Source organism: Fundidesulfovibrio sp. YSD1, from assembly GCF_055397115.1.
The window spans coordinates 1442758-1457077 of sequence record NZ_AP043666.1; the positions used below are offsets into that span (position 1 = coordinate 1442758).

General features: G+C 67.7%; 14 protein-coding genes and 1 tRNA gene. 6 read left to right on the forward strand and 9 right to left on the reverse strand.

The window, feature by feature from the left end:
* Positions 1-5: 5 nt before the first annotated feature.
* The 3 genes from ACZ5V4_RS06755 to ACZ5V4_RS06765 are packed head-to-tail and all read left to right on the forward strand — an operon-like array spanning position 6 to position 2432.
* Positions 6-773: an ABC transporter ATP-binding protein gene (locus ACZ5V4_RS06755; RefSeq protein WP_464317414.1), complete on the forward strand. Its 768-nt coding sequence runs from the start codon at positions 6-8 to the stop codon at positions 771-773.
* Between the two features lie 51 nt (positions 774-824).
* Positions 825-1823 carry an MlaD family protein gene (locus tag ACZ5V4_RS06760; protein WP_464317415.1) on the forward strand — a complete coding sequence of 333 codons (999 nt, stop codon included), beginning with the start codon at positions 825-827 and terminating at the stop codon, positions 1821-1823.
* A gap of 3 nt (positions 1824-1826) precedes the next feature.
* Positions 1827-2432, forward strand: a complete 606-nt coding sequence (locus tag ACZ5V4_RS06765; protein ID WP_464317416.1) for a PqiC family protein — start codon at positions 1827-1829, stop codon at positions 2430-2432.
* Between the two features lie 58 nt (positions 2433-2490).
* On the opposite strand, the gene ACZ5V4_RS06770 is transcribed toward ACZ5V4_RS06765, so the two are convergent.
* Positions 2491-2567, reverse strand: a tRNA-Arg gene (locus ACZ5V4_RS06770).
* Positions 2568-2684: 117 nt separating this feature from the next.
* Here ACZ5V4_RS06770 and ACZ5V4_RS06775 point away from each other — a divergent pair.
* Entirely contained in the window at positions 2685-3467 is a 783-nt protein-coding gene (locus tag ACZ5V4_RS06775) for an MBL fold metallo-hydrolase (protein WP_464317417.1), read from the forward strand.
* A 46-nt stretch (positions 3468-3513) separates the two neighbouring features.
* Positions 3514-4764, forward strand: a complete 1251-nt coding sequence (locus ACZ5V4_RS06780) for a bifunctional folylpolyglutamate synthase/dihydrofolate synthase (RefSeq protein WP_464317418.1) — start codon at positions 3514-3516, stop codon at positions 4762-4764.
* Between the two features lie 227 nt (positions 4765-4991).
* Here the strand turns inward: ACZ5V4_RS06780 and ACZ5V4_RS06785 are convergent, their stop codons facing one another.
* From ACZ5V4_RS06785 to ACZ5V4_RS06795, 3 genes are all read right to left on the reverse strand, one after another.
* Positions 4992-6584, reverse strand: coding sequence for an ammonia-forming cytochrome c nitrite reductase subunit c552 (locus tag ACZ5V4_RS06785; protein ID WP_464317419.1), 1593 nt, complete (start codon positions 6582-6584; stop codon positions 4992-4994).
* The gene (locus ACZ5V4_RS06790; RefSeq protein WP_464317420.1) at positions 6577-7056 is read right to left on the reverse strand and encodes a cytochrome c3 family protein; all 480 of its coding nucleotides are present in this window, start codon (positions 7054-7056) and stop codon (positions 6577-6579) included. Before ACZ5V4_RS06790 ends, ACZ5V4_RS06785 begins: the two co-directional genes overlap by 8 nt.
* Before the next feature lie 178 nt (positions 7057-7234).
* Positions 7235-7567 carry a hypothetical protein gene (locus ACZ5V4_RS06795; RefSeq protein WP_464317421.1) on the reverse strand — a complete coding sequence of 111 codons (333 nt, stop codon included), beginning with the start codon at positions 7565-7567 and terminating at the stop codon, positions 7235-7237.
* Positions 7568-7904: 337 nt separating this feature from the next.
* On the opposite strand from ACZ5V4_RS06795, the gene ACZ5V4_RS06800 reads away from it, so the two are divergent.
* Positions 7905-8225, forward strand: a complete 321-nt coding sequence (locus tag ACZ5V4_RS06800) for a hypothetical protein (RefSeq protein WP_464317422.1) — start codon at positions 7905-7907, stop codon at positions 8223-8225.
* 99 nt (positions 8226-8324) lie between these two features.
* On the opposite strand, the gene ACZ5V4_RS06805 is transcribed toward ACZ5V4_RS06800, so the two are convergent.
* The 5 genes from ACZ5V4_RS06805 to selA all read right to left on the reverse strand — a co-directional run bounded on the left by ACZ5V4_RS06805 (position 8325) and on the right by selA (position 14291).
* Positions 8325-8843 carry a hypothetical protein gene (locus ACZ5V4_RS06805; RefSeq protein ID WP_464317423.1) on the reverse strand — a complete coding sequence of 173 codons (519 nt, stop codon included), beginning with the start codon at positions 8841-8843 and terminating at the stop codon, positions 8325-8327.
* Between the two features lie 22 nt (positions 8844-8865).
* Positions 8866-9342: a hypothetical protein gene (locus ACZ5V4_RS06810; protein WP_464317424.1), complete on the reverse strand. Its 477-nt coding sequence runs from the start codon at positions 9340-9342 to the stop codon at positions 8866-8868.
* Between the two features lie 88 nt (positions 9343-9430).
* Positions 9431-11335, reverse strand: coding sequence for a selenocysteine-specific translation elongation factor (selB, locus tag ACZ5V4_RS06815; RefSeq protein ID WP_464317425.1), 1905 nt, complete (start codon positions 11333-11335; stop codon positions 9431-9433).
* Between the two features lie 88 nt (positions 11336-11423).
* The gene (locus tag ACZ5V4_RS06820) at positions 11424-12815 is read right to left on the reverse strand and encodes an aminopeptidase (RefSeq protein ID WP_464317426.1); all 1392 of its coding nucleotides are present in this window, start codon (positions 12813-12815) and stop codon (positions 11424-11426) included.
* A 63-nt stretch (positions 12816-12878) separates the two neighbouring features.
* On the reverse strand, positions 12879-14291 hold the full coding sequence (gene selA / locus ACZ5V4_RS06825) for an L-seryl-tRNA(Sec) selenium transferase (protein ID WP_464317427.1): 1413 nt from the start codon (positions 14289-14291) through the stop codon (positions 12879-12881).
* Positions 14292-14320 lie beyond the last annotated feature (29 nt).

Genomic DNA, 14320 nt, shown 5'->3' on the forward strand with positions numbered 1-14320 from the left:
CGAAAATGGAAGAGACCGACGCCCAGGCCCCGGCCCTCGTGATCAAGGACCTGACCATGGCCTACGGGGATTTCGTGCTCATGCGCGGGCTCGACTTCACCGTGAACAAGGGCGACGTGTTCATCATCATGGGCGGCAGCGGCTGCGGCAAGAGCACGCTGCTGCGCGTGCTGGTGGGGCTCAAGGAGCCCGCCAGGGGCAAGGTGCTCTACTGGGGCAGGGAGAGCCTCTGGGACTCAGGCGAAGCCGAACGGACGCGCCTGCTGCGCCGCACCGGGCTTCTCTTCCAGAGCGGCGCGCTCTTCAGTTCCATGACCCTGGCCGAGAACATCTCCCTGCCGCTCAAGCAGTACACCAAGCTCTCCGACGCCGAGATACGCGACATGGCCTCCTTCAAGCTGGCCCTGGTGGGCCTGGCCGGGTTCGAGGACTACTACCCCTCCCAGATCAGCGGCGGCATGTGCAAGCGCGCGGGCCTGGCCCGGGCCATGGCCCTGGACCCGGACATCCTCTTCTTCGACGAGCCCTCGGCCGGGCTCGATCCGGTGAGCGCCCGGCTGCTTGACGACCTGATCCTGGAGCTACGCGACAGCCTGAAGGCCACCTTCGTGGTGGTCACCCACGAGCTGGCCAGCATCTTCGCCATCGGCTCCAACTCGGTGTTCCTCGACGTCGGCACCAGGACCATGACCGCCAGCGGCAACCCCAGCCACCTTCTGAAAACCTCCCAGGACCCGGCCCTGCGCCACTTCCTGACCAGGGGAGAGGAGTAAGGCCGTGACCACCGAACGCATCTGCGTGCACAAACACGAGGAGCCCCGGGCGTGAGCGCGAAATCGAATAAAACCATCATCGGCCTGTTCGTGATCGGCGCGGCGCTCCTGGCCGTGGGCGCCCTGGCCGCCTTCGGCTCTGGGATGTTCTTCACCAAGAAGCTGACGGCCATCATGTTCTTCGGCGGCTCCGTCTCCGGCCTGGAGGTGGGCTCCCCCGTGATCTTCCGGGGCGTGCCCATCGGGGCGGTCAAGGAGGTGCGCATCGAGGCGGACTCCACGGGGCTCGACTTCTCCATCCCGGTGGTGGTGGAGATCGTGGGCGGCAGGGTGAACATCAAGAACAGGGGCACGGACACGCTCCTCCAGGTGCGTAGCGAGAACCCCAAGGAGCTCATGCAGGCCTTGATCGAGAAGGGCCTGCGCGCCCAGCTGGTCACCCAGAGCTTCGTCACCGGCCAGCTGGCCGTGTCCCTGGACATGCGCCCGGACACGCCCGTGACGCTGCACGGCGGCGACGAGGGCATAGAGATCCCCACCATCCCCTCGGAGTTCGAGAAGCTGGCCCAGACGCTGAAATCACTGCCCCTCGAGGAGCTGGTGGCCCATCTGCTGAGCGCGGTCAACGGCGTGGAACGCCTGGTCAACGCGCCGGAGACGGCCAAGATCCCGGCCAAGATCGACACGGCCCTGACCTCCGGGACGCAGCTGGTGGACGACCTGCGCACCCGCGTGGACGGCCTGACCAAGAACCTGGAGCAGGCCGTGCGCAGCTACAACGACCTGGCCGTGAACCTGGACCAGCGCACGGACAGGCTCGCCGCCTCCACCCGCAAGACCCTGGACTCCGTGGACGGTGCCGTGGCCGACGGCAAGAACGCGCTCTCCAAGTTCCAGAAGGTGGTCAGCCCGGATTCCATCACCGTGGTCGAACTCAACAAGGCCCTCGCCGAACTGGCCCAGGCGGCCAAATCCATCAGAAGCCTGGCGGATTACCTCGAGCGCCATCCCGAAGCCCTCATCCAGGGCAAGGGCGGCAACAGGAGATAGACAATGCCCCGGAACACGCGGATTTCCTTCTTCGCCCTCGCCTGCCTGGCGCTTGCGCTCCCGCTTCTCGGCGGGTGCGGCAAGAGCGCCCCGACCCGCTTCTACTCGCTCTCGGCCGACGGCCCGGCGCAGGCCGAAAAGCCAGCCGGGCCCTGCCGCAGCCTGGGCATCGGCCCCGTGGACATCGCCGCCTACCTGGACAGGTCCCAGATCGTGACCCGGGGCGAGGGCAACCGCATGCTCCTGGCCGAGTTCGACCAGTGGATCGAGCCCGTGCAGGCCAACTTCTCCCGCGCCTTCACCGACGCCCTCACGCGCCAGGTCTGCGCGCGGCCGGTGGTGGACTACCCCTTCCCCGGCGGGACGTCCCCGGACTACCAGGTGGCGGTGCAGGTGCGCTCCTTCGACGGGACGCTCGGCAAGGACGCCCTCCTGCAGGCCAACTGGTCCATCACGGACAAGGACGGCCGAAACGTGGCCTGGAAGAGCTCCGCGCTGCGCGAGCCCTGCACGGGTCCGGACCACGCCGCCCTGGTGGCGGCCCAGGGAAGGTTGGTGGAACGCCTGGCCAAGGAAGTGGCGGAGGAGTTGGTCAAGGTTATCCGGTAGGGCCGGCGCTGAATAGAAAAGGGGCCAAACCGTACGGTCTGACCCCTTTCGAAATCTCTGGCGCGCCAGGGAGGACTCGAACCCCCGGCCGGCTGCTTAGAAGGCAGCTGCTCTATCCGCCTGAGCTACTGGCGCGCGGGCAATCCTCCTAAGCCCAAGGCCCTGTTCCGGTCAAGGACCGCCTGGCCCGTGCTTGACATATCAACGCCTTGGGGCCACTGACTCCCGAGACCAGCCTCGACCGGAGACACCATGAAGCTGCGCGTGCTCGGCTGCTCGGGTTCGGACCTGCCCGGCCACAATCTCACTTCCTTTCTCCTCAACGGGCACATCCTCCTGGACGCGGGCTCGGTCACCTCGAGCCTTTCGCTTGACGAGCAGGCCAACGTCACGGACATCTTCGTCACCCACTCGCACCTGGACCACATCAAGGACATCCTGTTTCTGGCCGACAACCTCATCGAGTTCTCAAGCAGCCACAAACGCCCGCCCGTGAACATCCGGGCCCTGCCCGAGGTGGTGGACGCCATCTCCACGCACCTGCTCAACGACACCATCTGGCCGGACTTCACGGTCATTCCGGCCGATTCGCCCGTGCTCACCTACATGCCCATGTCCCCCGGGGCCACCGTGCACGTGAACGGCCTGACCATCACCAACCACCCCGTGAACCACTCCAGGTTCGCCAGCGGCTACGTGATCCGCGAGGCGGGCAACCCGGAGGCCCTGGCCTACACCGGCGACACCGGCCCGTGCCCGGCCTGGTGGGAGCACTTGGCCGCGCTCGAAACCCCGGTGCGCAACATCATCACCGAAGCCTCCTTCCCCAACCGGCTGGAACAGCTGGCCTCGGTGTCCAGACACCTGACCCCGAGGCTCCTGCGCATGGAGCTCGACCGCCTGCCCTACCGTCCCAAGGTCTTCATATACCACATGAAGTCGCCCTTCTCCGAGCAGATCCAGGAAGAGCTGCAACTGGCCCTGGACGGCTACTCCTACCACCTGATGCGCGAAGGCGAGGTCTTCGATTTCTAGGTTCGCGGATTTCGAGGCCTTCCAGGCCTACCTCGACTCCCTGGGCATGTTCCACATGGACCTGGGGCTCTCGCGCGTGCGCGCGGCCCTGGTCGCCCTGGGCCTCGCCGAGCCCTCCTGCCCGGGCGCGCTCGTGGTGGGAACCAACGGAAAGGGCTCCACGTCCACGTTCCTGGCCGAGATCCTCAAGCAGTCCGGGCTCGTGACCGGGCTCTACACATCTCCGCATTTCCTGAGCCCGCGCGAGCGCGTTCTGGTGAACGGCCGCCAGCTGCCCGAGGAGGCCTGGACCCAGGCGGCCGAGGTGGTGCTTCGCGTCTCGGCGGACGTGTCGGACCGGCGCAGGCTCACCTACTTCGAGCTGATCACCGTGATGGCCGCCTGGCTTTTGCGTGAGCACGGTTGCCAGGCCTGCGTGTGGGAGGCCGGGCTCGGCGCGGCACACGACGCCACCAACGCCATGACCCACCACGTGGCGGCATTCACGCCCATCGGGCTGGACCACACCTCGGTGCTGGGCCCCACCCTGGGCGACATCGCCCGGGACAAGGCCGGAGCCCTGCGCAAGGGCCTGGAGGCCGTGACCGCCGCGCAACTCCCCGAGGCCCGGGCCATTCTGGTCCAGGCCGCACGCAAGGCCGGGGCCGCGCTCTACGCCGTGCCGGGCGGCGACGCCACGGCCAGGCCCGTGCCCCTGGCCCTGCCTCCCGGGTATCCGCCGCCACCCATCGAGGCCCTGGCCCTGCCCGCCCCGGCCATGCCCGGCCCGCACCAGCGCCAAAACTTCCAGCTCGCGGCCTGCGCCTGGCAGCTTCTCGCGCACTCCCAGGGCCTGCCCGGAAGCGCCCTGGCCGTGGAGAACGCCGCGCGCGAGGCCTTCATCCCGGGCAGGCTCCAGATCGTGCCCCCGGCGAACGGCCTGCCCGGCTTCGTGCTGGACGGCGCGCACAACCAGCCCGGACTCGAGTGCCTGAAGCAGGCCCTGGACGCCCTCTCCATCCGCCCCTCGGCCATGGTCTTCGCCTGCCTGGCCGACAAGGACCTCCCCGCCATGCTGCCTCTGGCCTCGGGCCTCACCGGCGGCCCCATCCTCGTGCCCGGCCTGGACGCGCCGGGGCGCGCGCTCGCGCCCGAAGACCTCGCCGCGCGGCTCGGCCCCAGGGCCAGGCCCGTCGCGGACGCGGCCCAGGCGCTCGCGCAGGCCAGCGCCCACGGCGGCGTGGTGCTGGTCTGCGGCTCGCTCTACCTGCTGGCCGAGGCCTACGCGCTGCACCCCGGCTGGCTTGAAAGGCCTTGATGCCAGAATGCAGGGCTCTGCCCCGCACCCGGCGATAGCTTCGCGGGTTTCACCAGTCACCTTGAAATATGGCCGCCCGGCTGTCTGGAAGCGTGCTTCCAGACAGCCGGGCGGCCCATTTCGTTGCATCCGGTGATCGACGCGAAGCTATAACGGGTCCAGGGAACGAAGTTCCCTGGCGGGAGAGGTCCGGAGAGGGCGGCGCCCTCTCCGGTTCCCTTCCCCTGCTACTTGCTGATCTTCTTCACGCCGTCCCACATCTTCTCGGCCTTGGGGAAAGGCGTCAAGTAGGTGGTCCAGACGTACTTCTTCAGGTTCTCGGGGTTCATCTGCATCTCGCGGCTCCACTCCAGGATGGGCGGCACCAGGGTCTTGGTGTCGGCCTCCATGGTCTTGCCGATGCCGAAGTTGGTGGCCTGCATGGCCAGGTCCACGGCGCGGCGGCTGTACTCCTGCGAGCGGGCCAGGGTGTCCAGGGCCTTGGTGGGGTTGTGGAAGCCCATGGAGTTCTCGGCGGACACGTAGTCCCACATCCACTGGCCGTGGCGCACGTTCTCCTTGGCCTGGAGCATCAGGGCGTCGTAGTTGGCGCTCTTCTCGCCCTTGTACTCGCCCGCCTGGCGCACGGCCTCGTGGGCGCGCACCGAGACGTCCTGCGCCTTGAGCAGCTGGTCGTGCACCTTGGTCTGGGTGAAGAGCACGCGCGACTTGAGGAACTCGGGGGTCTTGTCCTGGTGGCACTGCTTGCAGGTGCCCTCGATGTTCAGGAGCGGCGAGGTCCACTGGTGGTTGCTGATCTTCTTCTTGTCCGGGTCCACGGAGCGCGTGTAGGCCATGTGGCAGTCCGCGCAGGCCACGCCGGCGGCCCCGTGGGTGCCGTTGATGAAGGTCTCGAACTCGGGGTGCTGGGTCTTCAGCATGGGGGTCTTGGACACGGGGTGCGTCCAGTCGGCGAACCAGCCGTCCATGCCCTTCATCTCCACGACGCCGTGGTCCTTGTAGTATTCGTACATGTTCTCGGGGTCCACGCCGCCGAACGGCTTGTCGGGCGTGGCGCCGGTGGTCCAGGGGAACACGGGCTTCTTGGCCGGGCCGAACTTGGCCTCCTGGAAATAGTATTCCACGTGGCACTGGGCGCAGACCAGGGTGCGCATCTGGTTGCGGTCGGCCTTGGCGAGGTCGAAGCCGACCTTCTCCAGGGTCTCCTTGAGCGGCACGGAGGAGATGCGCAGCTTCATGTCCGCCGGGTCGTGGCAGTAGGCGCAGCCGATGGTGTCTTCCTTGGGGTCGGTCTTGGCGCGGAAGTCCGAGAATTCCATGGACCAGAGCTTGTCGCCGTATTCCTTGTGCCAGGTGGCCATCTTGTTGGTCTTGCAGTTCCAGCAGGTGGTGGGCAGCCCGGCCTTGTCGGAGTACTGGTTGATGCGGTCCGTGGTGGTCACGTCCTCGATGCCGTAGGTGTGCCCGCGCGCCTTGCGGTATTCAAGGCTGAAGGGGTAGCCCAGCCAGAGGTTCTTCAGGTAGGGCTGCGCGGCCTTGGGGTTACCCTTGGGCGGCGGGTTCACGTTGTCGTTCTTGTTCCAGGGCACGGGGCCGCCGTAGTCGGTCAACTGCTGGACGTCGTCCTTCTGGTTGCGCTGATAGGTGAGCGTCTGGGCCGGGAAGAGCTTCTCGAAGGCGGAGTTCTTGGTCTCTTCGGAGGCCAGGCCGGTCTTGTAGACGGGGGCCTTGGGGCCTTCGGCCTGCTGGCTGCATCCTGCGAGGAGGGCGCCAAGGCCCATTGCCGCGATCAGGGCGAAAAGGAACGTTTTCTTAGCCATCGGCGACCTTCCTTGTGGAGATGGGGGTGCGGGACTTGTGCGGGACCGAGCGGTGGCAGTCCACGCAGTAGGGCTTGGAGTCCATGGCCACCGTCTCGATGGTGGCGGCGTGGCAACGCACGCAATTGGCCTGGATGACTTCCTTGTGCTGCTTGTTGGCGTGGATCACATCCGGGATGTTCTTGGTCACGGTGCTCCAGACGTCGTTGGTGCCCGCCACCGCCTTGAAGGGGATCTTGGCCGCGATGTTGGCCGGGGCGTGGCAGTCGTTGCAGGCGAGCTTGGCGTGGCCGGAGTTCTTGTACGTCCAGAACGAGGTGTCCATGCTGTGGCAGCCGGAACAGAAGGCGGCCTGGTCCGTGGCCTGCATGGTGTAGGCGCCGCCCGCGCCCAGCACCAGGACCACCAGTAGGACCATGGCCACGGCGAACCAGTTGGTTGTACCTGAACGTTTCGGCGGCGAATTGCTCATGCGGCTTCCTCCTGCGTGCTTGCCCGGCCCGCCGGGCGCTTGAGTGGTGTATTTATTCTTACCTTTGTAGCGCAAACATGCAGCAAAAATGTGATCCAGGTCACAAAAAAGGCGCAAAAAAAGCCGGAGGCGCCGTAAAAAACGCCCCCGGCCATGCCGAAAACCGGTTTGCGAAGCCCTAGCGGCTGTCCACGGGCGTTCCGGCCGCCCGCCGGTCGGACTCCCCTTTTTGGGCCTGGGCCTTCTCGAACTGCCCGTTCAGGTCGGTGTATGCCTCGTGGGCCTTGACCTTGGCCTGCCGGTAGAGCGCGGCCTTGTCGGACGCGCCTTCGGCCAGGGCCTCCTTCTCGGCCTGCTCGAAGCGGTAGTAGGCGTCGCGCTGGGCATCCATCCTGTTCTGGAGTTTCAGCAACTGGTCGCTCGTGACGCGTTTCTGGGCCAGCGCCGCGTCGGCCTGGACGGGCAGGAAGCCCGAGAGAAGCAGCGCGGCGATTATCACGGCTCGGATCATGAGGGCCTCCCGCGCTCCCGGCCAGCGGCCGGAAAGCGAATGCTCTGGAAAAACAGTATCCTCATTACAATATCACCGCCATGCGGATGTGGCAACCCGAATGGCCGCCTACGCACGTTCGTTAGCTTTCCACACTAAGCAAGGCCCATGCCACCCCGCGTCGCGCGGCCGGGCCCGGAACGGGCGGGCGCGCCCCGGCGTGTACGTCCGCCAAGCGGGCGGAGCGGTTACGCCATTTCATGAAATCAACGGCCGGGCGCAGCCAAGAAACGCGTTGTCCTGCGGGGCGGTTTGCTGCTATCTTGCCGTATCCCTTGCCAATGCGGAGGAAACCCACATGACGCTTTCAACGAGAGTGCTGGCCACGGCTGCTTTCGTTTTCCTGACCCTGACCGCCGGGAACGCCCTGGCGGACAAGTACGACTACACCTCGATGGTGCCCGAGCAGATCGAAAAGGAGCTGCGCGCGGAGCGCAAGGCCTACCGCGCCACCATGGACGAGATCCACGCGCTGGAGAACGGCCCCATGGACAAGGCCTCGGCCGAATACAAGGCGAAGCTCGCCGAGCTGCTCAAGAAGGCCGTGGAGCAGAAGGTGAACCTGGACGTGATGAGCGAGGCCCTGACCGCCCAGGAAAAGGCCTACGGCGGCAACTAGCCCCGCCTCGGACGGACCGGAAAATGAAAGCCGCGCCCGGGCCCGCGATGCGGGGCCTGGGCGCGGCTGTCCTTGTTGCCGCGATGAACGGGGCGGGCGTCACGCGGGGCGCATCAGCACCCGCCCGCGCATGTCCTCCGGGTCGATCTGATCGTAGAGGCGGCTCATGGCCCGGAAGCAGTGGGTGATGTCCCGGTAGAGGCAGAGCTGGTCCAGGCAGGCCTTCTTGATCTCGGAGACGAGAAAGGGCCCCGGCCTGATGGCGCGCACGGCCAGGACCACCGACTCCGGGTGGCCGCAGAGCACGATGTTGGCCTCGCCCAGCGTGGGCGGGGCCTCGAAGAAGGCCCGGCGCTTGTCCTCGGGTTCGGCGAAGATGTTGAAGGCCACCTCGAGCCCGCCGAAGCCCTCGATGTCCAGGACCAGCACGGGGATGGCGTCCTCCACGTAGACGCCGCAGGTCAGCGCGCCCGTGGCGAACCCGCGCACCTCGGCGCCGCTTAGGCCCCCGTAGAAGAAGAACACGTCGAAGCCGCCCCCGGCCAGCACCGGGGCCGGGCCCTCGCCCTCGGGGCGTATCCCCAGGGTCTGGCCCACCTTGAGGCTCAATGCACCCATTCCCCGGTCCGTGGCCCTTCGGCTACTTCGCGCCGCGCTTGTTGAGGTCCTGGCGCAGCTTGGCGAGGTTTTCCTCGTAAGGATCGCCCTTCACCTTGAGCAGGGCCATGCCGTACATGATGTCGTAGGGCACGATGTTGTTGGCCTTGTCCTGGTAGAGGGCGTTCATGGCGTTCTTGATGTCCCAGGGCTTGTAGGGGAACTGGGCGCTGAAGCATTCCATGAAGCGCTTGTTGGCCTCGTTCATGTCCTTGGGCTTGGGCTCGGCGGTGAACACGGCGGTGGTGCAGACCATGCGCAGGGCCGTGGCCATGCCCTCGAGGAACATGTCGCGCTCCTTGTCGGTCATGGCGGTCCAGCGCTGGCCGAAGTTGCTCACGGTGGACTGCTGGCCGCCCACGGCCACGGGGGCCTTGGGGTCGGACTTCTTCTGGGCCCAGGCGGGGGCGGCCAGGGCCAGGATGAGGGCTAGCGAGAAGAGCAGGGCTTTGCGGGCCATGGAAGACTCCTTGAAAGAGGTTGCCGCCCCCGAAGGGGCTTTCGGGGTTTAGCCCCCTGCCGGAAAAAATCAACCCCGCATTCGCGGCTCACCGCGCCCGGGGCACGCGCTTGTCGCCCACCCGGATGGTCACCTTCTCCTTGTCCAGGTATTCGAGCAGCGGGATGACGAACTTGCGCGAAAGCCCGGTAAGCTCGCGGAATTCCTGCGGGCCGAGCTCCGGCGCGGATTCGAAGTACTGCCGCACGCGCTCCTTGAGCGCCTCCAGGGCCGCGCAGGAGAAGTACATCTCCTCCTTGACCCGCGAGAGCATGCCCTCGTCCTGCAAAAGCTTGTACACGGGCTGGGCCTGCTTGAAGTCGAGCTTCAGCTCGTCCATCACGTCCTTGAGATTGGGCGGGGTGAGCCCGCCGACCTCGTAGATTCGAAGAATCCTGGAGCGCAGGTCCGCCTGGTCGGAAGCCAGGCTGACCTTGTGCGCGGGCAGGCGGATGAGCTCCTGCTCCTGGGCGAGCCTGCCGCCCTTGATCAGGCGCTCGGTGACGAAATGCACGAGCTTGGCCGGAAGCTCCCTGCCCCACGTGGAGGCCAGTTCGCCGCGCGCCACGCCCTGCTTGAGCGGCTCGCGCTTGTGGAAGGCGGCCATGTGGACGCAGAGGCTCTCGCTCATGGCCTCCAGGGATTCGCCCGACAGCCATTGCCTGGCGTCCTTGTCCCAGAGGCTGGCCTGCCCCTTGCCGGAAAACGCCTGGAGGACCTTCTCCAGCTCCCGGGTCTCGAGCCCGGTGAGCACCAGGAGCTCCGCGAAGCTCGCCCCCGCCTTGCCGCGAAGCTTCAGGTGCAGGCGCACCGCGTCCTCTGGCGTGGCCGAGGACAGGGCAGCGATGTCGGGGAGCTCCGGGCCGTTTCGCTTCACGCGCCCGCCAAGCGGCGAGAGGATCACCCCGCCCGCCACGGTGCGCAGCGGCGAGAACGCGCGCATGACGCAGCGGTCCCCGGACACGCCGGCCATGGGCGAGTGGAAGCGCGCCTGGCACAGCGCGGTCTGGCCGGGCTCCAGCTTGTCGCGGTCCAGGAAGTAGAGCCTGGCCATGACCTCGCGCGTGCCGTGGTGGAAGTGCACCTCGGCGCGGTGGCGCAGGGCCCTTGGCGAAGAGGCCAGGCAGGTGACCTCCAGGTTCCAGGCCAGGGAGGGAAAAAGCGTACCCGGGTGGGCCAGCACCTCGCCGCGCTCCACCTCCTCCACCTCCAGGCCCATGACGTTGGCCGCGGTGCGCTGCCCGGCCTGGGCCGCCTCGGCCGGGCCGCCGTGCACCTGGAGGCTGCGCACCTTGGTGGGCCTGCCCGAGGGATAGAGCACGGCCTCGTCGCCCGCCTTGAGCCTGCCCGCGATGAGCGTGCCCGTGACCACCGTGCCGTGGCCCTTCATGGTGAACACGCGGTCGATGGGCAGCCGGGCCAGGTCCGAACGCCTGCCCTGGCGAAACTCCCCGGCCATGGCCGAGACCTGGGCGCGCAACTCGTCCAGGCCCTGGCCCGTGTGCGCGGACACGGGCAGCATGGGCGCGTCGGCCAGGAAGCTCCCGGCCAGGAAGGCCCGCACGTCCTCGGTGACGAGCCCCAGCCAGTCCTCGTCCACCATGTCCACCTTGGTCAGGGCCACGAGCCCGGACTTGATGCCCAGGAGCGAGCAGATTTCCAGGTGCTCGCGGGTCTGGGGCATGACGCCCTCGTCCGCCGCGATCACCAGGACCACGAAGTCGATTCCGGCGGCCCCGGCCACCATGTTCTTCACGAACCGCTCGTGGCCCGGCACGTCCACCACGCCGACCCGCGTCCCGCCCGGCAGGTCCAGGAAGGCGAAGCCCAGCTCGATGGTGATGCCGCGCTTCTTCTCCTCGGCCAGGCGGTCGCAGTCGATGCCCGTGAGCGCCTTGACGAGGGTGGTCTTGCCGTGGTCGATGTGCCCGGCCGTGCCCATGATCACCGGCATGGAATTCTCCCGCTCTTCTGTAGAGTGAACGAGCCGCCCGCGCGCCCGCCCCGGGAGGGGAAGGCGCGCGGGCGGGGGATTGCGGCGCTTAGCTCAACAGGAACGCCTTGTAGGCGAGCATGGAAGCGTAGAGGTCCGCCTTGGAGCACAGCTCGAAGGGGCTGTGCATGGACAGCACGGGCGGCCCGAAGTCGATGATGTCCATGCCGTAGACCGCCAGGAACTTGGCCACGGTGCCCCCGCCGCCCAGGTCCACCTTGCCCAGCTCCGCCATCTGCCAGGGCACGCCCGCCCTGTCCATGACGCCCCTGATCCAGGCCACGTACTCGAAGTGCGCGTCGCTCGCGCCCACCTTGCCCCTGTGGCCGGTGAACTTGTTGAACGTGGGGCCGTGGCCCAGCAGGCAGGCGTTCAGCTTCTCGTGCACGTCCTGGTAGTCCGGGTCCAGGGCGGCGTTGACGTCGGCGGACACGGCCTTGGACGCGTCCAGCACGCGCGAGAGCCTGGCACCCGGCTCCCAGGCCGCTATCAGGTCCTCCAGGCAGTACTCGAAGAACATGGACCTGGCGCTGGTCGCGCCCTCGGAGCCGATCTCCTCCTTGTCCCAGAAGAGCACGATCTGGGTGTGCTCGGGCTTGTCGGCCGCGAGCAGCGCCTCCAGGCAGGAGAACACGCAGAGGCGGTCGTCGTGGCCGAAGCCGCCGATGAGCGAGCCGTCCAGGCCCACGAAGCGGGCCTTCCCGGCCGGGACGGCCTGGATCTCGGCGGAGTAGAGGTCGGTCTCGCTGATGCCGTAGCGCTCGTTGAGCAGGCTGAGCACCTTGCCCTTCACGCAGGCCTTGGAGTCGTTCTTCTTGGCCTCGATCTCCGCGTCCGAGGGCGCGTGCCCCAGGATGATGTTCAGCTTCTCGGCCTCGAACGCCTCGGAGACCTTCTGCTCCATCTGCTTGTAGGCCAGGTGCGGCAGGAGGTCCGGGATGGTGAAGACCGGGTCGTTCTCGTCCTCGCCGATGACGATGTCGATGACCGTGCCGTCGGTCTTGGCCACCACGCCGTGCAGGGCCAGGGGCCTGGCCAGCCACTGGTGCTTGCGAATGCCGCCGTAGTAGTGGGTCTTGGCCTGGGAGACGTTGCAGTCCTCGTAGAGGGGGCGCTGCTTGAAGTCCAGGCGGGGGGTGTCGGCGTGCGCGCCGAGCAGGCGGAAGCCCTCGGACAGGGGTTTCGCGCCCTTGCGCGCGATGAAGATGGTCTTGCCCTTGAATATCTTGAAGCAGTCGCCCGAGGAGAACTCGCCGTCCGCGCTCTCGGCGAACCCGGCCGCCAGCAGGCGCTCGCGCACGTAGGCGATGGTCTCGCGCTCGGTCTTGCAGCGGCTGAGGAAATCCACGTAGCGCGCGGCCAGGTCGTCCATGGCCTTGCGGTCCTCGCTGGACGAGTAGACCTCCCAGCAGCTCTTCGATTCGTGTTCCAGACAGTTCATCTCGCCTCCTTGGCAGGAAGTATGTTCAGCGCCGGGCGGGCCGCGCCGCGTCGGGGCCGCTTGTCAGCAGGGTCCGCCCCCGGCGGCCTGGGCCAGGGCCCTCGCCGCCAGGGGAAATTCGTCTTTCGAGAGCGTGCGCGGGTCCAGGACGAACCAGCCCTCCTCCACTCGGCCCACCAGGGGCGGGTCCGTGGAGAGGAGCCTCGCGCGCAGCTCGTCCGGGGCCAGGCGCGCATCCTTGGCAGATAAGCACACGAGCCGGGTGGGCAAGTCCCGCTCGGGAAAGGCCCCGCCTCCCACGCGCGACACCCCGGGCCTGAGCGACACCTCGAAGTGCGCGCCCACGGCCCTGCGCAGGACCGAGGCCAGCCGCCTGGCCTTGAGGTCGAGCTCGCCCCGGGTGGCGCGGATCATGGCCAGGGTGGGGATCTCCACGGCCGCCCGCTCGGGCTCGAGGTAGAGCCTGAGCACGGCCTCCAGGGCCGCCAGCGTCATCTTGTCGATGCGCAGCGCGCGGTTGAGCTGGTTGGCGCGGATCGCGTCGATGTACTCGCGCCTGCCCACGATCACCCCGGCCTGGGGGCCGCCGAGCATCTTGTCGCCCGAGAAGGTGACCACGTCCGCCCCTGCCTCCACCACGTCCCGCACCGTGGGCTCGCCGTGCAGGCCGTCGCGGGAGAAGTCGTGCAGGGTGCCGCTGCCCAGGTCCTCGATCACGGGCAGGCCGCGCTCGCGCCCGAGCTCGGCCAGCTTCTCCAGGGGGACCTCCTTGGTGAAGCCGATCATGCGGAAATTCGAGGTGTGCACGCGCATGAGCGCGGCCGTGTCCGGCCCGATGGCCGACTCGTAGTCGCGCAGGTGGGTGCGGTTGGTTGCCCCGACCTCCCGGAGCGTCGCGCCGCTCTTGGCCATGACCTCGGGCACACGGAAGGACCCGCCGATCTCCACCAGCTGCCCGCGCGAGACGATCACCTCCCGGCCCTTGCAAAGGCTCTCCAGCACCAGGAGCACCGCCGCCGCGTTGTTGTTGACCACTATGGCCGCCTCGGCCCCGGTGAGGGTGCGGAGCAGGCGCTCCACGTGGCTGTAGCGGCTGCCGCGCCTACCGGTTGCGAGGTCGAACTCCAGGTTGGAATAATTGAGGCAGGCCTGGACCACGGCGTCCACGGCGCAGGGGGGCAGCACGGAGCGCCCCAGATTGGTGTGCACCACCACGCCCGTGGCGTTCAGGACCCTGCGGAAGCGCGGGCGCGCGTAGGCCACTGCGAAGCAGGCGATGCGCGGCGAGAGCGTCTCCCAGGAGAGCGTCGCCGGATCGGTGACGAGCCCTGCCCTGATCTCCTCGCGCAGCCCGTCCAGAAAGGCCTGGGCGGCCTCGCGCACGAGGGGCCTGGGGGCTCCCGAGAGGCCGGGGACGCCCTCCAGGCTCGAGAGGATGCGGTCCATGGACGGCAGGAGCCTGAAAAGTGTGTTCACGCTTGGGGTATCCTCCGCGAAGATGCCTG